At 68.1% G+C, this 18120-nt stretch carries 14 protein-coding genes and 3 pseudogenes; 8 read left to right on the top strand and 9 right to left on the bottom strand.

Annotated elements, in window-relative coordinates:
- Nucleotides 1-159: 159 nt before the first annotated feature.
- Together ACH4EB_RS16340 and ACH4EB_RS16335 are read left to right on the top strand one after the other, a co-directional pair.
- Nucleotides 160-348, top strand: a pseudogene (locus ACH4EB_RS16340) (transposase); the annotation flags it as partial.
- Nucleotides 341-1003 (top strand): IS5 family transposase, encoded by a 663-nt coding sequence (locus tag ACH4EB_RS16335; RefSeq protein ID WP_398348158.1) that lies wholly within the window; start codon nucleotides 341-343, stop codon nucleotides 1001-1003. The pseudogene ACH4EB_RS16340 and the gene ACH4EB_RS16335, both read left to right, overlap by 8 nt.
- A gap of 94 nt (nucleotides 1004-1097) precedes the next feature.
- Here ACH4EB_RS16335 and ACH4EB_RS16330 read toward each other — a convergent pair whose 3' ends face one another.
- Complete coding sequence (locus ACH4EB_RS16330; RefSeq protein WP_398348157.1) at nucleotides 1098-1613, bottom strand: hypothetical protein; 516 nt, start codon at nucleotides 1611-1613, stop codon at nucleotides 1098-1100.
- A gap of 93 nt (nucleotides 1614-1706) precedes the next feature.
- Nucleotides 1707-5207 carry an ALF repeat-containing protein gene (locus ACH4EB_RS16325; RefSeq protein ID WP_398348156.1) on the bottom strand — a complete coding sequence of 1167 codons (3501 nt, stop codon included), beginning with the start codon at nucleotides 5205-5207 and terminating at the stop codon, nucleotides 1707-1709.
- A gap of 458 nt (nucleotides 5208-5665) precedes the next feature.
- Between ACH4EB_RS16325 and ACH4EB_RS16320 the strand changes: the two genes are divergently transcribed.
- From ACH4EB_RS16320 to ACH4EB_RS16305, 4 genes and pseudogenes are all read left to right on the top strand, one after another.
- A complete protein-coding gene (locus ACH4EB_RS16320) occupies nucleotides 5666-6154 on the top strand; it encodes a hypothetical protein (RefSeq protein WP_398348155.1) in 489 nt (162 codons plus the stop codon).
- Nucleotides 6155-6225: 71 nt separating this feature from the next.
- Nucleotides 6226-7827: a S1 family peptidase gene (locus tag ACH4EB_RS16315; RefSeq protein ID WP_398348154.1), complete on the top strand. Its 1602-nt coding sequence runs from the start codon at nucleotides 6226-6228 to the stop codon at nucleotides 7825-7827.
- A 1056-nt stretch (nucleotides 7828-8883) separates the two neighbouring features.
- The gene (locus ACH4EB_RS16310) at nucleotides 8884-9222 is read left to right on the top strand and encodes a hypothetical protein (RefSeq protein ID WP_398348153.1); all 339 of its coding nucleotides are present in this window, start codon (nucleotides 8884-8886) and stop codon (nucleotides 9220-9222) included.
- A gap of 217 nt (nucleotides 9223-9439) precedes the next feature.
- Nucleotides 9440-9765: pseudogene (locus ACH4EB_RS16305) on the top strand (IS5/IS1182 family transposase); the annotation flags it as partial.
- Nucleotides 9766-9785: 20 nt separating this feature from the next.
- Here ACH4EB_RS16305 and ACH4EB_RS16300 read toward each other — a convergent pair.
- From ACH4EB_RS16300 to ACH4EB_RS16290, 3 genes are read right to left on the bottom strand one after another with little or no spacing between them, the layout of a single operon-like run.
- The gene (locus ACH4EB_RS16300) at nucleotides 9786-10895 is read right to left on the bottom strand and encodes a hypothetical protein (RefSeq protein WP_398348152.1); all 1110 of its coding nucleotides are present in this window, start codon (nucleotides 10893-10895) and stop codon (nucleotides 9786-9788) included.
- Nucleotides 10793-11575 (bottom strand): recombinase family protein, encoded by a 783-nt coding sequence (locus tag ACH4EB_RS16295; protein ID WP_398348151.1) that lies wholly within the window; start codon nucleotides 11573-11575, stop codon nucleotides 10793-10795. Before ACH4EB_RS16295 ends, ACH4EB_RS16300 begins: the two co-directional genes overlap by 103 nt.
- Nucleotides 11565-11945, bottom strand: coding sequence for a recombinase family protein (locus ACH4EB_RS16290; protein WP_398348150.1), 381 nt, complete (start codon nucleotides 11943-11945; stop codon nucleotides 11565-11567). The genes ACH4EB_RS16295 and ACH4EB_RS16290 overlap by 11 nt, the downstream gene beginning before the upstream one ends.
- 284 nt (nucleotides 11946-12229) lie before the next feature.
- Between ACH4EB_RS16290 and ACH4EB_RS16285 the strand changes: the two are divergent.
- A pseudogene (locus ACH4EB_RS16285) lies at nucleotides 12230-12424 on the top strand (IS5/IS1182 family transposase); the annotation flags it as partial.
- Nucleotides 12425-12446: 22 nt separating this feature from the next.
- Here ACH4EB_RS16285 and ACH4EB_RS16280 read toward each other — a convergent pair.
- From ACH4EB_RS16280 to ACH4EB_RS16265, 4 genes are all read right to left on the bottom strand, one after another.
- Nucleotides 12447-13235, bottom strand: a complete 789-nt coding sequence (locus tag ACH4EB_RS16280) for a MerR family transcriptional regulator (RefSeq protein WP_398348149.1) — start codon at nucleotides 13233-13235, stop codon at nucleotides 12447-12449.
- A 4-nt stretch (nucleotides 13236-13239) separates the two neighbouring features.
- A complete protein-coding gene (locus ACH4EB_RS16275) occupies nucleotides 13240-13500 on the bottom strand; it encodes a hypothetical protein (protein ID WP_398348148.1) in 261 nt (86 codons plus the stop codon).
- An 84-nt stretch (nucleotides 13501-13584) separates the two neighbouring features.
- Complete coding sequence (locus ACH4EB_RS16270; protein ID WP_398348147.1) at nucleotides 13585-14826, bottom strand: serine hydrolase domain-containing protein; 1242 nt, start codon at nucleotides 14824-14826, stop codon at nucleotides 13585-13587.
- Between the two features lie 852 nt (nucleotides 14827-15678).
- Complete coding sequence (locus ACH4EB_RS16265) at nucleotides 15679-16317, bottom strand: TetR/AcrR family transcriptional regulator (protein WP_398348146.1); 639 nt, start codon at nucleotides 16315-16317, stop codon at nucleotides 15679-15681.
- A gap of 230 nt (nucleotides 16318-16547) precedes the next feature.
- Between ACH4EB_RS16265 and ACH4EB_RS16260 the strand changes: the two genes are divergently transcribed.
- Nucleotides 16548-17726: an FAD-dependent oxidoreductase gene (locus ACH4EB_RS16260; RefSeq protein WP_398348145.1), complete on the top strand. Its 1179-nt coding sequence runs from the start codon at nucleotides 16548-16550 to the stop codon at nucleotides 17724-17726.
- Nucleotides 17727-18120: the final 394 nt, after the last annotated feature.

Below are 18120 nucleotides of genomic sequence, written 5' to 3'. Positions count from 1 at the left end.
CCTCTGGCGACCACTCTGGCCGCACGCCCGACCCTTTGGTCTCGATCGCTCGATCAGGCCAACGACGATGCACAGGACGGGGAAACGGGATCGCCCAGCACCCCGCGACCCAGTTTGCGGCTGGTGTCTGAGCTAGGCAGTGTCTTCAAATGATCTTGCATGGTGGATCATGGTCGGGTGATACGTCGTCATGAGCTGTCGGATGCCGAGGGGGAGTTCGTCCGGCCGCTGCTGCCCGAGTCGTTGCGGGGCAGGAAGCGGCTGGACGACCGCAGCGTGCTCAACGGGATCGTGTGGAAGTTCCGTACCGGCACGGCCTGGCGGGACGTGCCCGAACGGTATGGTCCGTGGGCCACGCTGCACACGCGGTTTCGCCGGTGGGCTCTGGACGGCACGTTCGAGCGGATGCTCCGGGCCGCCCAGGCGCAAGCCGACGCGGCCGGTGACATCGACTGGCTCGTGTCGGCCGGCTCCACCGTGGCCCGGGCTCACCAGCACGCTGCCGGGGCCCGAGAATGGGCTGCGCGGCCCCGGCCTCGGCCGGCCGCGGGGCGGCCTGACCAGCAAGATCCACCTGGCCTGCGACGCCCTGGGCCGCCCGCTCGCCTTCACCGTTACCGGCGGGAACGCCAACGACTGCACCCAGTTCACCGCCGTGATGGACGCGATCCGGGTGCCCCGGCCCGGGCCGGCCCTGTGTCCGGCCCGATCACGTCATCGGCGACAAGGGTTACAGCTCCAAAGCGATACGGTCCTGGCTCAGACGGCGGGGATCGGCCACACTATCCCGCAGCGCTCCGACCAGATCCGCAACCGGCTCCGGCGGGGCAGTCGCGGCGGGCGCCCGTTGGCTTTCGGCCAGCAGATATACACGTGGCGCAACGTGGTCGAACGCTGCTTCAACCGTGTGCAGCAGTGGCGCGGCATCGCCACCCGCTACGAGAAGACCGCCGAGTCCTCCCAAGCAGCCGTCACCCTTGCATCGCTCCTGATATGGGCGTGACATTTGAAGACAACTCCTAGCGGGCCGCCCGGCGCTTCCGTGGTGCAGTTCCTTGCCGAGCGCTCAGAAAACCTTCACCACAGGGTTCGTCGGGTCACGACCCGCCTGCATAGGTTGACTGCAAGTAGAGCGTCTCCGTGTCGCCGTGCGGCTCTCCCAGGACCTTGAACAGACTGCCGTTCGAGGTGTGGAAGTCGCTGTACACGTTGTAGAGCTTACGCGGGTCGAATTTCCACCCGAACCGCTTGGTCTCAGCCTCCAGGAAGGGGGGTTCCGGCGCGGGATCCGAGTCGCCGGACACCACCCTGCCTGAAGGCCAGTGATATGGGTCTTTCACCTTTGACACACCATGCTCCTGCAGGAATTTCTCGACGCAGGGCCTGGGGGCGCGGAAACTGAGGCTGAGCTTCTCCTCCGGATACCGGGCGGATCCCGAGAAGCCGACTTCCTTCACGTCGCACGACGGCAGCTTCAGCTTGAACCTGTCCATTACGTGCTCAAGGCTCTGCCCAGACGACGTACCGGGGTAGGCACGCTTGTCCTGTTCTCCGGACGAGCACCCCGCGACCGCGAAGACGGAGAGTGCGGACAGGGCCAGGACCATCGTCATCAGACGTCGTTGCCCAGACGTTCCAGGCGATTTCACGGACCGTGTCCGCACACTTTCTCCCTTGTCGTTGTGAGTCTGTCCGCCGCTGGACGGTTAGCGGTGTCCGGCCTTGTCCATGTGAGACGTGATGCTGCCCTGGACGGTGTAGTCCCGGGCGAACCCGCGGCTGGGAGCGCGAGCCAGGTCGCCGACCGTCACGGGAATGTGGTAGATGTCGATGGGGGCCTTGTCGGTGTCGAAGTTGTACTCCTTCTTCAGATCGACGCGGTAGTCGCCGGACAGCTTGGCCTGTCCGCCACTGCCCACGGTCGCGGTCAGGTTACCGCTGACCCGGTACTGGATGGAGTGCAGGGCGAAAATGTGGTCCTTCGATCCGGGGTGGGTGAAGGTGAACCCAATCCAATTGCTGTCGAGGTTCACCGGGCAGGTGGTGCCTTCCGACCCCGAGCATTTCGCGGCCGCCTCGTTCGCGTACTTCTCGAGTCGCGTGTTGATGTCGCTCTGCCACGTCGGGTTTTTGAAGAGATCACGCATCTGGTCGGCGTTGAAGTTGTAGGTGTCGCCCGATCTCTTCTCCCAGTGGTTGATCAGGTCACAGGACATCTTGCCCGTGTAGCAGGCAAAGGCATGGGCGGCGCCCATGGTCTGAAGAATCGGATCTCCACCGCGAGAAGTGGTGACACCCCACACGAGTTTCTCCAAGAAACCCATCTCGTGGTAGGGAGGGTGTTTCTTGGCGTCATCCTGATCGCTGACGTACGGACCGCCGTCCTTGTCCGAGACGTCGATCCGCTTGCCGTCCTTGCCCTGGCCCTTGCTCCGAGCCTTCTCCGCTTCCGTCCACCGCTTGATCGCGATGGCTGTCGCCTCCGTGGCCGCCTTGGCGGCCTCCCCCGCGTCCTTGCCCGCGGCCACAGCCGCACTCTGCGCCCTCGCGGCGGACACGTAGGCCTGGCTCGCGTACGCGGAGGCCTTGCTGGCCGAGTAGTCGGCCCAGGCCGCCGACTGGCTGGCCGCTCGGGCGTCGGCTGCCGCGGCGTTCGCTGCGCTCCGCGCCTGCTTGGCGGACTCCATGGCCCGGGCCGCGGAGGCGTCTGCCTGGTTGGCCGACTCACGGGCCCGTTCCGCGTACCCGGCGGCCTCCTTGGCCCATGCCGCGGCCTTGTCGGCCCACCCCCGGGCCTCGCGGGCCGCGCCCCGGGCGTTCTCGGCCGCTTCGGCGGCCTTGGCCGCGTTCTGCCGCGCCACTGAAGCGACGCGCCGGGTATCGGCGACGAGTTGCCGCATGGCCGCGACGTGGACGGCCGTCTCGTAGTCCTGCTTCCCGGCCTGATAGCGGCCCACTGTCACGAACTCGTGCAGCAGCCCCGGCGGGCCCGACAGAGCCACGTCGGCCGCGGCTTTCATATGGGCCCCGCCCTCGGCCTTGAGCGTCGCCGCGGTGGCCCGCTCGTCCTCCTCACGTGCCGTGTACTGCCCCGAGCGAAGGAACTTCACGTAGGCTCGGGGTGTTCCGGCATCCAACGCTGCACTGCCGGCAGCCTTCACAGCGCGGCCGCCCGCATTCATGATTTTACCGATCTCGACGCGGTAGCCCTCGGCCTGTGCGGCGTACTGGCCGTCGCGCAGGAATTCGTCCACATCTTTCGCGGAGCCGGAGAATGCTTCGGCGGCGGCCTTGCGTACAGCCTGGTCGTCCGATTCCGTCAGATGCGCAACGCGAGACCGGTCGTCCTGTTCGGCTGCGACCGCTCGGCCGGTGCGAAGCCACTCCTGGACGTCGGCGTCGGAGCCGGACACCGCAGCCGTTGCGGCTTCCTTGGTCCAGGGGCCGCCAACGGTCACCAGCCGCAGGGCGGCCTTGCGCCCCATGGTCACCGCCGTCTTGCCGTCCGTCCCGGGCTTGACCGCGTCGGTCAGCAGCTTCTCCGTGTCGGCGTCAAGACGAGTCGCTTCGGCCTCGCCCTGTTCGGCCTGCGCCAGCTGCTCCGCGTATGCCTTCCGCATCTGCTCGGCCTTGAGGATGCCCTTGGTCCGGTTGGCCTCCAGCATGGCGGCTTCCGTCTTCCGGGCAGTCTCCTCCACCTTGCCGGCCTTGTCAGCGGCTTCGCCCGCCTTGTCGGCGGCAGCGGCGGCGGCGTTGGAGTGCCTGGTCGCCTGTGCCGCGTCCTTGGCAGCCTGACCGGCATGCTTGGCCGCTTGGTCGGCCGCGTCGGCGGCCTTGCGTGCGTGCTCGGCCGCGTCGCTCGCGGCCTTGCGGGCATCGCGGGCGGCTGAGGCCGCCTCCGCTGCCAGCGCTTCTGCGGAATTGGCCGCGGCGTTCGCGGCGTTCGCGGCCCGGCGGGCGCGCTCGGCCGCGGCGCGTGCACGCGCGGCTTCGGCGCCGGCCGCATCCGACAGGCTGCCCGCCTCCGCGGCGGCTTCCGCTGCCGCTGCCGCATTGGCTCCGGCACTGGCCGCCGCCCTGGCGGCCTCGACGGCCTGGCCCATGGCGTCGAGCGCACCGACCAGGGCCACCAGGACGTCGTTCGTCTTCTTGACGAGGTCGCGCGCTTCCTCGGCCGCCTGTCGGGCTGCCGCGGCCTGACCCGCGTCCGCGGCTGCCGCGTTGGCGGACTGATACGCGCGGGCGGCGGCCTGACCCGCGGCGGCTGCGAGAGACGCCGCGGCCTGAGCCGCGCTCGCGGCCACCCGCGCAGCCGAGTGGGCCTCGTTGGCCGCGTCGATGGCCGTTTCCGCCGCATCCGCAGCCGCGTTCGCGGCATCAGCCGCGTGGGCGGCGGCCCCGGCAGCGCGGTTGGCGGACTTCTTGGCTTCCTTGGCCTCCGCCGCCGCACGCAAGGCAGCGGCCTTGGCCGCCTTCGCGGAGGCCACCGCGCGAGCCGAGGCCTCCTTGGCCGCCTCAGTCTGTTCAGCCGCCCTCTTGCCGGCCTCTTTCGCGGTCTGAAGCAGCTGGGTGAGCGTCATCCGCTCCTGGTCACGCGCACGGGCCAGGAACTGGCCGGACTCGAGGAACCGGGCGACATCGGCGGGAGAGCCGTTGAGGGCCTCGTTTCCCGCCTTCTTCACCTCAGGACCACCAGTCGCGATGATGGTCCCAGCTGCGACTCGGTCGTCTTCCTCCTTCGCTGAATACCGGTCTTCCAGCGCGAACTTCTGCAGGGCTTCGACGGTTCCGGCATTCAGCGCCTTCTGCGCGGCACTTTTGACACCCGTGCCCCCGGAAGCCATCAGCGTCGCGACCGAGGCGCGGAGGTCTTCCTCCCATGGCGCCTTCCAGCCGGACTCCAGGAACTTCCGGACCTCCTCGGGGGAACCGTCCAGAGCCTTCTGTGCGGAATCCCGAACGCCCCTGCCGCTCTGCCCCAGCATCCGGGCGACCGTGACTCGGTCGTCCTCTTCCTGAAGTGTCTTGCTCTGGCTGTCCAGAAATTCCTTGATCTGCTCGTCAGGGCCGAGCAGTGCCTGCTCTGCCGCCGCTCTGGTGGCGGTTCCCCCGTTGCACCACAGCTCGAGAACCCGCGCCCGGTCGTTGGGCGATGTCGAAGCGGGTTCTGCGAAGGCCGGGGCAGCGGTCATCACCGACGAGGTCACCACCCCCGTCGCAAGAGCGATGGCTGTGGCTATGCGCCCCAGAGACCGCACTTTCGTCGCACGTGACGACGATTCTCTACTCTTGATCATGTCCCCTCGAAACGTGAGCGGGCGGCGCGAAGCCGCCCGTCATGCGCCAGTGGTCACCCGGCGTGTACACATCATCGCATGAGGGTGGACAAGGGGATCTGTCCGTATTGGTCTGCTCATGGCATGCCAAGCATGTGCTATGCACCCCAGGCTCTACTTTCCGGGCATCCTGCGCAGGTGATATCAATAGCTGGCCAGTCCGCGTCGCAAGGGGGAAGCCCACGCGCCGTCACAGCCGGGGCCATGTCGACTGGGGTCGGACCAACCACCCAGATTCCTTGCCGGACGGGCACGTATGCGCGCACGCCTGCACGCCTGCACGCCTGCACGCCTGCATATCTACTTTTCCGAAGGCAAGGAACTCATCGATGAGGTCGTTCTCCCGTCTGCTCGCCCTTGGCGCTGTCACCGTCACCACCACGCTGGCCGGCTCCACCGCCGCGATCGCCGACGACACCCCGCCCACGGGCGTCGAAGACTTCGAGTACCCGCAGGCTGCGAAGATCGCGGAAGAGCGCGGCATCAAGCTCAAGCGCGGTGACGGTCACGTCACCCTCGTTCCGTGCGACAGCCGCCCGGGCCTCATCGAGATCACCGCCCGTGGCATGACCGAGCGGGACAAGGTCGGCAAGGGCCGTTTCTGCTTCCGCGTCACGGGTAAGTCGGGCTACCTGAGCCTCGAACTGCCGAGTGTTTACCTGGCCAAGGGCAACGACTACAACGTCGACCTCAACATGCAGACGGACAACACCGACAAGACCTTCAAGCTGGAGAAGAACAACTGGACGCCGGTCGGGGAGACGGCAGACACGGATCGCCGCCAGTTCACTCTGCTGGAAATCATCGCGAAGAAGTAAGCGAACGAGCGACTCCCGAGGAGACATCTGTCCGTCTCCGCCAATTTTCGACTTCTCTTTGAGGACAATTCATGTCTGGCAAGACTCCGCGCGCCGCGTGGATAGCAGGACTTCTCACCAGCTCCGTCGCCGCCACCGTCCTGACCGGCACCCAGGCCCACGCCGTCGTCGGCGACGAGGCCAAGGACAGCCAGTTCGCCTTCACCGCCAAGCTCGACATCGGTGACGGCAAGCGCAGCTGCACCGGCGCCCTGGTCGAGAGCCAATGGGTGCTCACCGCCGCGAGCTGCTTCGCGGACGACCCCTCGCAGGGCTTCCGCATCACCGGCGGCGCCCCCAAGATGAAAACCAAGGTGACGGTCGGCCGTACCGACCTGTCCCGTGAGACCGGCACGACGGTCGAGGCCGAGGAGCTCGTCCCGCGTGGCGACCGTGACCTCGTGATGGTCAAGCTCAAGAGTTCCGTCGCCGACGTCACGCCCGTCTCCCTGGCGAAGGACGCCCCGCGGCAGGGCGACGAGCTCCGCGTGGCCGGCTACGGCCGCACCAAGGACGAGTGGGCTGCCATCCGTCTGCACCACGCCGCTTTCGGCGTCAGCGGCGTGTCGGCCACGGGCGCCACCCTCAACGGCACCCCCGCCGACGCAGCCCTCTGCAAGGGCGACACCGGCAGCCCCGCCTTCCGCGAGAAGGACGGCAAGGGCGAACTCGCCGCCATCAACACCAACTTCTGGCAGGGCGGCTGCTTCGGCACCGACGAGGCCGAGAAGCGCACGAGCGTCGCAAGCACCCGCGTCGACGACATCGCCGACTGGGTCACGCAGACCTACTCACGCACGCTGCTCTCCCGTTCCAACTGGAAGAACGCCCGCCTTCTGGCGTCCGGCCACTTCACGGACGGCGGGGCGGCGAACAGCAAGCGCCGCATGGACCTCTTCGTGGTCTGGAACGACGGCTCGGCCTCCCTCTTCCAGGGCGCTGACCACAGCGACCCGAAGACTCCCTTCACCGCCGAGTACAAGCTCGCGAACGCGGGCAGCTACTGGAAGGGCGCCGAGACCATCACCGGCGGCCGCTTCACCGAGAACGGCAGCGACGGTATCTCCGTCCGCTGGGCGAGCGGCAAGTTGTCGACGTACACGCACGTCGACACCAAGGGCTTCCACGACGAAAAAACGCTCGCCCCGGTCGGCTCCTGGTGGTCGCACGCCAAGATGATCACGGCGGGCCGTCTCACGGGCAACGCCCTGCGCGACGACCTGCTCGTCCTGTGGCAGAACGGCTCCACCTCGATGTACTCCGACACCGGCGTCAACGGCGTCGGCAAGGAGACGCAGCTCACCGAGGCCAGCGAGGGCTGGAAGAACGACGCCCTGCAGATCGGCGCCGGTGAGTTCACCGGCAAGAAGACCGCCGACCTGATGGTCCAGTGGAAGGACGGCCAGAACCAGGTCTTCCCCGGCGTCAACACGGCCGGCTACCACGGCCGTACCGAGGTCCGTCCCGTGAAGTCCGCGTGGAAGAACATCGCCCAGATGACGGTGGGCAACTTCACCTCCGCCACCGGCGGGCCCAGCGACGTCCTCATCCGCTGGAACGACGGCAACATGAGCTACTACCCGGGCGTGACCGGCACCGGCACGCCGAACGGTGAGGTTCAGCTCGTCGGCTGAGTGATTCCAAGCAGCAAGCAAGTAGAGCGCGCAACCTGGCTGCTGCTGGAGTCTCGGCGCCGATCGCCGTCACGCATGGCATCCACGCGGCGGGGTCGTCTGCACACGGTGCTGGTGACCCCGCCGCTTTGCGTTCGCCTACGGCATGAAGAAGGAAACCGATGAGAAGAATCTCGCCTGTCGGCGGCACTCTGTGAAGCCGGTGAGGCGTCGGGTCCGGGTCCCGCAGACGGCACGCCGGCGCGGCCCCGCGCTGATCAGTGCGGTCCGGGCGGCCTGTCGTCCGGCGATGCGGTAGCCGAGCTCGCGGGCGCCGACCTCATGAAAGGTTCCCTTCGTGACCAGCGTGGTCTGCAGGTTCTCGGCGCACCCGCGACCCCTGGCGCACCGAATGGCAGCGACGGACCGAGCAGCGGCGCCAGGAGACCCGGAGCTCGCCGCGGACATCGCCCGGGTGGCCGCCGAGCTGCGACAGGCGTAGTCGCGCCCGCCACCCCCAGACGACTCCCTGCATGTACCGAACATGCCAACCCCTTGGATACCTGGGCATAGGGCTCCGACAGGTACTTTGCCCGGCACGCTCAATCGGCACCCGAGCCAACCGGAGGCCGTTGCGCGGTGAGGGCGGCCAGCCGGGGCGTGCTTCTGCGTCCGTGCGTCGAGGAGGCGGGGTCGGCTGTGAGCGGAGCTCGGTGGCGGACAGCTCGGCCACCGGTCTGTCAGTATCGCCGCCTATCGTTTGCGCATGGCTTCAATGGATCTTGCTTCGTCTGATCAGGCGTGGGACCGCTTGGAATCCTGGCTGGTTGCCCACTCACCTGGGGATCACGCCGCGCTTCGGCCCCCGGCCACCGCCACGGAGATCGCCGCGGTGGAGGACCAGCTGGGCTTCGCCCTCCATCCTCAGCTCAGGAGGCTGCTGGAGCGGCGCAACGGCGTTGCCGAGCCGGAGCAGGACGGCGGCCCGGTGGCGGGAGTCTTCCCGGCCGGAGGCATCCTGCCGCGAGCCACCGGCTCATCTCCACCGCGGAGATCCCCTCGGCGCACGAGATTCTCGTGGAGGTCCATGAGGACCACGTCGCCCCCTGCCTCGCGGATGACGGGGATGCCGAAGAGGTCGCCGGCCATCTGCACCGGTGCGTGCCCTTCGCGCTGCCCGACGACGGAGGCGTGGCGTTCGTCGACCATCAGCCCGGCCCCACGTACGGGCATGTGTTTGAGATGGGCATCGGCTCCGGCGATCTGGACGGCACGCTCTTGGGCCCGAGCCTGGCAGAGTTCGCCGGGGCGGTGACCGATGCGCTCGAAACAGGCACTGCGTTCCTGTCCTACTGGCCCACCACCTTCGCGCATTCCTCTGGCCGAAGCTGCATCGACTGGGAGGTCCGTTCGTAGCTCACCGAGCTGCACGCTCTGCTTCCTCCGGCGCGGCCGTCGCGGATATCGCGCACGGCCGGTCGGCGCGGTCGCTCCCGGCCATCCCCAGGTGGCAGGAAGGAAGCGTCCGCCTGACCGCCTTCAGCCTTCATTGTCGTTGACGGGCCGTCCCGCCAGGTACTGATGGTGGAGCATGCCCAGGCGCTATCACGCACCAACTCGAAAGCGGGATATCCACACTGGCCCCTCGCCGGTCGACCGGGGCCGGGCTGGCTCGAAGCACCAACTGATCACCTACGGGCACGGCACCCCGCTCGTGGTCCTGCTGACCGGTGGCAACCGCAACGACGTCACTGGGCTGCTGCCCCTGCCCGATGCGATTCTGCTGGTCTGAGGCAGCATCGGTCGCCTCTGCCGTAAGCCGGACACGCTGTGCGCCGACCACTGCCACGATCAGGGATCTGCTGCGGCCGGGTCCATCAGCGCGGCATCGCGCCCGCGATAGCTAACCGCGGAACACGGCGCAGAACGGGACTGGGCATCTACCGCTGGGTCGTAGAGACGTGTCAAGCACAGTGCACTCATGGAGTGGGATCGGCTGGCGTCCTGTCAGCCTCGTTCCAGAGGCGGCGGCTGTAACAGCCGGGAGGGCGAGTCCTTCGTTCGCGTAGTTCGGCGAGTTCTTGCTGGTCAGCGTGTGCGATGAGGCGGTGTGGCCAGCGGCTTTCGCGGCGGGTGGTGATCCAGCCTCGGTTGATCCAGGCGTAGAGCGTGGCGGTGGTCATCTCCAGCTCGGCGGCCAGGTGTTTGAGCCACCATTCGTCCAGGCCGGGTTCTTCGCCGGGCGGTGCGGGCCGGGGCCGGTGGACGCGGCCTGCGGGACAGCCGAGTTGGCGCATGAGGTTGCGGATGGTGGTCGGGTTGATCCGGTTGCCGCCCTTGGCCGGCCGGTAGCCCTCGGCTTCGGGTCGGTCGGCGATCCTGGTGGCTCCGACGCCTTGGCCTGCCAGTTCACGGAGCCGGTCGACCATCTGCGGGTAGTAGGAAAGCTGGCTGAGCCGCTGCACCGGTCGGACGAGCTCGCCGGCGGTAGTGGAGCCACCGGCCCAGACGATGGTCGCCTCGACGCGCTCTGTGGTGCCGGTCACCGCGACGATGACCTTGCCGACGATCGCGCGGACGATCTCCTTGCGGTCCGTGACCGTGGTCGTCTTCGCATGCCACAGCCCGCCGATGTCGCTGGCCAGAACGGTGATGGTCTGCCGCTCGGCCGGAGTGAGGACGCGGGGGCTGGTGCGGGTGAAGCATTCGTGGTCCTCGCGGAGCTTCTGCTGGGCGGCCAGCGCGGACTCCCATTCCTTCTCCAGATGGCGAACGACCAGGCGGTTCTCGGGTTCGGCGAGGTGGTAGCAGCACCGGGCCCGGTCGGCTTCGTACTCGGCCCGCTCCAGCTTCTGGGACCACAGCTCTTCCAGCTCGGCTCGCTCCGCCACCACCTGGTCGGCCGCCTGGAGGGAGACCTCGACGGCGGCGGGCGTGAGCGCGGCCAGGACCTGTGCTTCGACGAACGCATCCACGCAGGCGGCGTTCAGAAGCTGGCAGGTGCGCAGGGCCCCGTAGTTGGTGACGTCGCGTGAACACAGATACTCGGGCAGGGAATGGCTGTGCTGGGTGGGGTAACGCACGACCATGCGCCGGTGACAACGCCCGCAGAAGACCAGCCCGGCCGCGAGAGCCGGTCCGTTACGGACGGCGCCCATCGTCCCGGCGCGGGCCCGGTTGGCGGCGAGTTTCGCCTCATTCGCCTCGAACTGCGCCACCGAGATGTAGGCGGGCAGCACATCGGGATCATCACGAGCCACTCGTCGCGGGCCTGGACGACCCGGCCGGTGCTGGGCCGGGCGGGGTACTTGCGGCGCGGATCGACCCGGCGCCGGCCGTAGGCGTAGACACCGGCGTAGGCGGGGTTGTGCAGCAGGGTCTGCAGCGTCATCCGGTTCGGCCTCCGCCACTCCAGCGTGCCCTTGTCCGGCCCCTCCCGCAGCCGGATGCCCAGCCGGATGTCGTGGTCGACGAAGTAGCGCAGCACCCCGTGCAGCGTCCCGCGCCGCTCGAACTGCGCAAAGAGCAGACGGATGACGCTCTGGACCTGCTCGTCCGGATCGAAGACCACCTCCCCTGACGGTCGGCGGACATAGCCGGAGGGCAGCGGGAAGGTGAGTTCGCCGCGGCGGGCCTTGTTGATCCGCCCGTTCCACATCCGCTGCTTGATCAGATGGAGTTCGGCCTCACTGATCGTCCCTTTGAGCCCGAGGACGAGGCGGTCATTGTAGTCGGCCGGGTCGTACACACCGTCGAGGTCAGCCAGCACCGCACCCGAGAGCGCACAGCTCGATGAGCTGGTACCAGTCCTTGCCCGAGCGGGCCAGGCGCGACATCTCGACGCCGAGGACGAGCCCGACGTGATCCAGGCCGATCTCGGTGACCAGTCGCTGGAACCCCGTATGGGCCACCGCGGTGATCGCCGACATCCCGAGGTCGTCGTCGATGACCAGGACCCGGTCCGCCTCCCAGCCCAGTGCCACGGCCCGGTCCTTCAGCGCGTACTGCAGCCGCGTCGACTCCTGGTGATTGAGTAACTGCTGGCGCGTGGACTGGCGGACATAGACCGCCGCGAGGCGCTGCAGGTGACGGTCGCACACCTTGCTGTTGGCCCGCTCCCAGGGAAGCACCGAGGTCATGGCCGGGCCCGTTCAACCGAGGCCGCGGTCATCACACGACCGGCCAGCCTCGTCAGCTGCCACACCACCGCCTGCCGGTTTGCCTCCGGCAGGCGCCTCCACACCTGATCGCTCAGCGTCGTCCGCGCGCTCGTCTGGGGCCGACGTCACATCCCTCGTGCATGAAGACCCATCCCCCTCACGGGCCTGAAGCTGCCTGGCCACCGCGGCCAGCCGCCGCAGCCCCCCACGGCTGATTATCGGGCCCCGCTCGCTCTCCTGGCCATCCATAGGTGCAGTGTGCTTGGGCGATGGAGCGGACCTACGGCTGGCTCATGCTCCATCGCCGCCTGGCCCGCGATTACGAGACCCTGCCCGCCCGCTCCGAAGCTGTGATCCACCTGGCCATGGCCGACCTGCTGGCCCGCCGCCTGGCCGGCGAGACCGCCGTGCCCTGGCGCGACCCGGCCAAACACAACGAACCTGGCAGACAGGGATGAAACAACAGGATGAAATGCCCTCTCAGTCAGTTGGGGTCTGGTGCGCGATGTCGATTCCCGCCGAGCGCAGGTGCGTCTCGGCCAGTACTGCCAGCCGGGCCCAGGCCGGCTTCCGGTCTCCGCCGTGACGGGCGAGCAGCTCGTAGCGGCTCGCCCCGTCGCCGCGGTTCTGAAGGCCGGTCAGGACAGGGAGCAGCCAGGGGTTGGCGAGGAAGTGGTCGGCCAGCTCTGCGGCGAGTTGGTCGATCCTGGGGTCATTTGGTTCCCAGTCGCCGGCCCGCCAGCAGCGCTGGGTCAGCGTGACGTACCGGGGATCGTCGAGGCCGCGCTCGATCTGGGCGAGGTACTTGTCGAAGCCTTCCGGTACCAGGGCCCTGACTAGCACCAGGGCCTCTCGGACTGTAGTCACGTCGTCCGCGGTGTATCCGAGGTCTGGAAGCCGGTTCAGGAACGTGCAGGCGTGGTCGGGCAGCAGGGCTCGGTCTCCGTTGGCGAGCCGGTGCAGCATGTCGCGCCGTGCGATCAGTTCGTCGATCTGGTTGGTGAGCTGCTGTTCGACGCTGACGAGCGCGGCGGCGAACCGGTCCGGATCGGCGTCCAGTATGGCCGCGATCTGGGCCAGTGGTACACCCGCGCCGGCCAGCGTTCGGACCTGGATCAGCCGCAGCAGGTCGGCCGATCCGTAGCGCCGGTAACCGGACCTGTCGCGTCGGGGCTCGTTGATCAGGCCGTGCTGGTGGTAGTGCCGGATGGTCTTCACCGTGACGCCGGCGAATGCTGCGGCTGAGCCGATGGTGATGCCGTCTGTCATGTCGTCAGTGGACCATGTGCCGGAACTGCACTGGGCCCTCCCCCTCTGGAGTGGCTGGGTAGTCAAGCAGATAGCTGTCGTTCACCGTGATCACGCCGGTGGCCCGGTCCGGGTTCCGGATCCCGCCCGTCGACCGCATCGACCGGTTGAGGGCCCGCCCGTGGTAGGTGGTGTGCCGCCCGTCCGTGGTGAGTTCAGCGAGCACGGGCCGCCGGGGCCGGTGGTCGGCATGGGGGCGGTTCGTATGGGCTATGGGACAGGTCATGGATGTCGGTGACGTTCGGCCGGGTCGTCAACAGGGTCTGGTCCGGGGCGCCAAAGCGGCCGAACTGGTCGCATCCGGAAGCCGTCAGCCTGCCGCTCGCTGGCCGCAGAACACCTCCTTGATGAGTCTGTCCAGCGCCTTCGGGTACACCTCTGCCGGGTTGATCGGTGCGTCCCCGGTGGTTATCGAGGCGGTCAGGGTCTTACTGCCGTCGGGCGTGCTGATCATCAGTGCCCCGTAGCCTCCCGGAGGGCTGCCGTTGTGGTGGACGACGGTGGGGCAGTTCGGGCCTGGGGCCTGCACGAACAGCCCCAAGCCGTAGCCGAGCTTCCCATGCGGCTTGCTCATCTCGGCCAGCAGCCGGGCCGGCAGGAGCTTGCCGCCCAACAGAGCGGAGATGAACGTCTGGAGGTCCTGGGTGGTCGAGATCATGTCACCGGCGCCGGCCAGCAGGGAGAGGTTCTGGTGGGTGACGTCGGCCACCTTCCACTCGTCGGCGTCCCTGTAGCGGTAGTAGCCGTGGGCGTGCGGCCCGGGGAGCTGCGTCCGGGTGCCCGGCACCTCGGTGGCTGACAGGCCGAGCGGTCGCAGGATTCGTCGCTGCATCTCCTCGGTGTAGGAGCGGCCGGTGGCCTTCTCAATCAGCAGCAAGGCCAGCGTGTAGTTGGAGTTGGAGTAGTTCTGGTCCGTCCCCGGCGCGAACCGCGGCGGCTTGGACATCGCGAGCCGTACCAACTCCTGCGGCCGGTAGGTGCGGAAACGGTTGTCCACCCAGTCCTTGCCCGCGGCGGGGATCCCCGGCACGACCTTCCCGCCGGGGTAGTGCTCGCCGGTGTAGTCGAACAACCCGCTGGTGTGCTGCAGCAGCATCCGCACGGTGATCCGCTGGTCCAGCTTGAACTCGGGCAGATAGCCGGCCACCGGGGCGTCCAGCCCGATCCTGTCCTCGGCCACCAGCTGCAGCACCAGGGTCGCGGTGAAGGTCTTGGTGGTGCTGCCTATCCAAAACCGCCCGTTCGTCGGCGGCTTGGTGGTCTGGCCCAGCTTGCGCACCCCGGCGCTGCCGACCCACTCGTCCTGCTGATCGCGCACGCGCATCTGCATCCCGGCGTAACCGGCATCGGCCCACTCCTGGATGGCTTTCTGCAGCTCCGGGCTATCCTGCCCAGCAGCGGTCTTTGGCACGGCCGTGCTGTCCGCGCTGGCAACCCCGGGTGTGGCAACTCCGGCCAGCAGCGTGGCCGCCATCGCCGTGACCACCACTCGCCGGGAGATCAACGGCACCCGGCCTCGATTGTTGTTGACGGTGTGGAGTGGCTCTCCCATGGCTATTCCTTACCTCGCGAAGAATGTGGCTGGCGTAGCTCGAAAGCGCAACGGCGGCGCGGCGGCTACCGGCCCCTTCGAGGCGGCCATGCGGTGAGTGTGTGCCCTGCCCCAAGGTCAAGGTCAACCCGCGCTGGCCTGCCGACTCCGGATCGCGCTCGCTTGTCCCTCAGCCTTGGTGGCGGGGTCTCCTGGGGCTCCGCTCCTCTCAGGGGCAATTCCCCGAGGAGCTGTGCCTGCACACGTTCTGGTAGGACACCCTCCGCGAGAACCGGGTCCGGCCCAGCAGGCTGGTCCTTGCAGGCCCGCCTGGAACGACGGCTCGCTGCGGGACGCGCGAGCGTCCCCAGTTGCAGCACCAACTGGTCGCCGGGAACACTTCTGTCAGCTACGGCATGGTCCGCGTCTACATCGCCACTCTGCGCGCTGCCCCACCGGACGCACCAATCTCCGAATGCGTTGAGCATGCGGTGCTGACGTGCACACCGAGCCCGAACCTGGCCGGTTCCCATATACGCGAGTGTGCGACAGGCCGATCGTGCGGGCGAAGCCGCACGGTGTACTGCTCCAGGCGCCGGAAGGCGGGTTCCGCTGCCGCCATGAAGGCCCCACCGGGGGCAGCCGGCTCGGTCGGCTGCAACGTCCGTGCCGGAAACGTACCCCCCACGTAGGGCAGGTCGAGTGGCCCGGATCGCTTCTGTGATGGAGCGGTTTGGTTGGGTGAGCGTTGTGCTTGGCCACCTGAGCGCGGGGGAGAGTCTGGCCAGACAAAGCTTTTCTAGGCGGAGGGCTCCAGGCCCTGCGACCTGAGACTCACCACGGTTCCCCGCAGTCGGCGGCGAAGTGTGTGCGTCACTGAGAAGGCCGATGCGGCCGTTGATCGCGGTTGTGAGTTCCGGCCGGGGCGGTCTCCTGTCGTGCCAGGGGGGTGGTGGCCCAGCCGTGTTCCAGCAGGGCGAACAAGTCGCGTACGGCCTGGGCCGGGTCTTGGCTTGCCCGGGCGATGCCGGGAGCTTCCAGGGCGAAGCGTGCCAGGCCGGTGACGGCGGGGTCTTCCGGGGCGAGCCCGGTGGCCTCGGCGAGGGCGGCGGCCAGTGTCTTCTCGTGGCGTGACCACATGCGCCGGGCGTAGTCCCGCAGCGCGGGGGTGGATTCGACGAGGACGAACGTGGGGTCGTCGGAGCGTACGGCGGTGCGGGTGCGCAGCATGTGGTCGCGCAAGGCATGCAGCGGGGACTGGCCGGGCGACCGGTCGCGCACGGCGGCGACCAGGTCGCTCTCGATGTCGGCGTCCAGGTCGAAGACGAGAGCTTCCTTGCTGGGGAAGTGCTTGAAGAGCGTGCTCAGCGAGACGTCGGCCGCCTCCGCCACCTCACGCACACCGACATGGTCGAAGCCGCGCTCGGTGAACAGCCGCACCGCGGCATCGGCCAGTGCCTGCCGAGTCCGGGTCTTCTTGCGCTCGCGGCGTCCTGTCGATGTCTCGGCCATGCCTCCACCCTACCCCGGTGGGGGAATCGGATCGCAAAGGCGATCGGCTTCAAAAACGGATCAGTTGTACTTTTGTAGCTGCTGTGCTTCTGTGGGCGGCATGCCTGACCGGCGCCGGCCACCGGAACTCGGGCAGCGTTCCCACCGGAATGACTGCTCCGCCACGCCGAACAGGGCTTCACCACACAACACCGGCACCTTCTTCACCCACCGAATGGAGCGTGACCCTCATGTCCACCACCCCTCGCATCGCCATCGCCGGCGCCGGCCTCGGCGGTCTCGTCTGCGCGCGGATCCTGCAACAGCACGGCATACCGGTCACGGTCTTCGAGCAGGAGAGCGATCCCCACGCCCGCTCCCAGGGCGGCACCCTCGACATCGACCAAGACACCGGCCAGGCGGCCCTGCGCGTAGCCGGACTGTTCGACCAGTTCCTGGCCCTGTCCCGGCCCGAAGGCCAGGAATGGCGCCTGTACGACCGCCACGCCGCCCTCGTACGTCACGACCGCGCCGGCGAGGGCGACCTGAGCAGGCCCGAGATCGACCGCGGCCGACTGCGCGCGCTTCTGCTCGACTCCCTTACCCCCGGCACGGTCCGCTGGGGCCGCACCGTAGAAGCCGTCACCCCGCAGCCCGACGGCACCGCCCGCCTGCACCATCACGACCGCACCGGCGCGCACGCCGACGACTTCGACTTGGTCATCGGCGCCGACGGCGCCTGGTCCCGGATACGCCCCGCACTCTCCGACGCCCAACCCGCCTACGCAGGTGTCACATTGGTGGAAGCCCACTTCAACGATGTCGACCACCGCCACCCCGACATCGCCCACCTGGTCGGACGCGGCACCATGTCGGCCAAAGCGGGCAGCCGCAGCCTGGTGCTGCAGCGCAACAGCAACGGACACGTCCGCGCATACATCACCTTCCGCGGCCCCCAGGACTGGCACGCCGGACTCGACCTCACCGACACCGGAGCCGTGCGCGACCGCCTCCTTGCCCGGTACCAGGACTGGCATGAGAGCCTGCTGGGCATCCTGCGCGACAACGAGGGCAGCTTCATCAACCGGCCGATGTTCGTCCTCCCGGTGCCCCACACCTGGCAACGCGTCCCGGGGATCACCCTGCTCGGCGACGCCGCCCACCTGATGCCGCCCATCGGCGTCGGCGCCAACCTCGCTCTGCTCGACGGCGCCGACCTCGCCCGCGCCGTCATCGGCCACCCCACCATCGGCGAGGCCCTCGACGCCTACGAAACCGTCATGCTGCCCCGCGCCACCGACAACGCTAAAACCGCCCAGCAGATGCTCACCACACTCATGCCCGACACCGACACCGACACCGCAGCCTTCCCCGACAGCCTCTGGCCGGCTGGCATCCGCCCTGACCCGCACCCCGATCACACCGGCTGAGCCCACAGCCGGGCACCTCTGGCGAGGCCCCTGAGAGTCGTTTTTTGCTGGCTTGTCCTCCACTATGCGTCTCAGTGCTTCACAGGCGCCGCTTGTTTCCCAGATCTGCGCGTGACGGATAGGTGCGTAACGGGATGAACCGCACCTCGTGGAGTGAGACAGATCCTGCGGGATGAGACAGGCGATACGGGCCTCCCGTGAACCACAGGCGTCGCCTGAGCCACCGCCAGCTCTGAGTGCCACCTCGCCACAAAGATATGTCGGGAGCAAACAGACTCTGCCGATGAAAACGACCTCTGAGAGGATGTTCTTGTCGGTTACGTGCAGATTTAGGCGTTTCGTCGGGCACCCAGTATCAACTGGTTGGTACCTATTCACGGCGAATGTGCGAGGC

Origin of the sequence: Streptomyces sp. NPDC018045, from assembly GCF_044327445.1 — a bacterium.
Classification (GTDB): Bacteria; Actinomycetota; Actinomycetes; order Streptomycetales; family Streptomycetaceae; genus Streptomyces.
The sequence above is the reverse complement of the archived record's forward strand: the minus strand, read 5'-3'. Positions and strand labels throughout refer to the sequence as shown.

What these genes read in the sequence shown, in the direction of transcription:
- ACH4EB_RS16335 (WP_398348158.1), top strand. Translation starts at nt 341, where the DNA reads ATGGTCCGTGGGCCACGCTGCACACGCGGTTTCGCCGGTGGGCTCTGG.
- ACH4EB_RS16330 (WP_398348157.1), bottom strand. Translation starts at nt 1,613, where the DNA reads ATGACGATGGTCCTGGCCCTGTCCGCACTCTCCGTCTTCGCGGTCGCG.
- ACH4EB_RS16320 (WP_398348155.1), top strand. Translation starts at nt 5,666, where the DNA reads ATGAGGTCGTTCTCCCGTCTGCTCGCCCTTGGCGCTGTCACCGTCACC.
- ACH4EB_RS16315 (WP_398348154.1), top strand. Translation starts at nt 6,226, where the DNA reads ATGTCTGGCAAGACTCCGCGCGCCGCGTGGATAGCAGGACTTCTCACC.
- ACH4EB_RS16300 (WP_398348152.1), bottom strand. Translation starts at nt 10,895, where the DNA reads ATGGTCGTGCGTTACCCCACCCAGCACAGCCATTCCCTGCCCGAGTAT.
- ACH4EB_RS16290 (WP_398348150.1), bottom strand. Translation starts at nt 11,945, where the DNA reads ATGACCTCGGTGCTTCCCTGGGAGCGGGCCAACAGCAAGGTGTGCGAC.
- ACH4EB_RS16280 (WP_398348149.1), bottom strand. Translation starts at nt 13,235, where the DNA reads ATGACAGACGGCATCACCATCGGCTCAGCCGCAGCATTCGCCGGCGTC.
- ACH4EB_RS16275 (WP_398348148.1), bottom strand. Translation starts at nt 13,500, where the DNA reads ATGACCTGTCCCATAGCCCATACGAACCGCCCCCATGCCGACCACCGG.
- ACH4EB_RS16270 (WP_398348147.1), bottom strand. Translation starts at nt 14,826, where the DNA reads ATGGGAGAGCCACTCCACACCGTCAACAACAATCGAGGCCGGGTGCCG.
- ACH4EB_RS16265 (WP_398348146.1), bottom strand. Translation starts at nt 16,317, where the DNA reads ATGGCCGAGACATCGACAGGACGCCGCGAGCGCAAGAAGACCCGGACT.
- ACH4EB_RS16260 (WP_398348145.1), top strand. Translation starts at nt 16,548, where the DNA reads ATGTCCACCACCCCTCGCATCGCCATCGCCGGCGCCGGCCTCGGCGGT.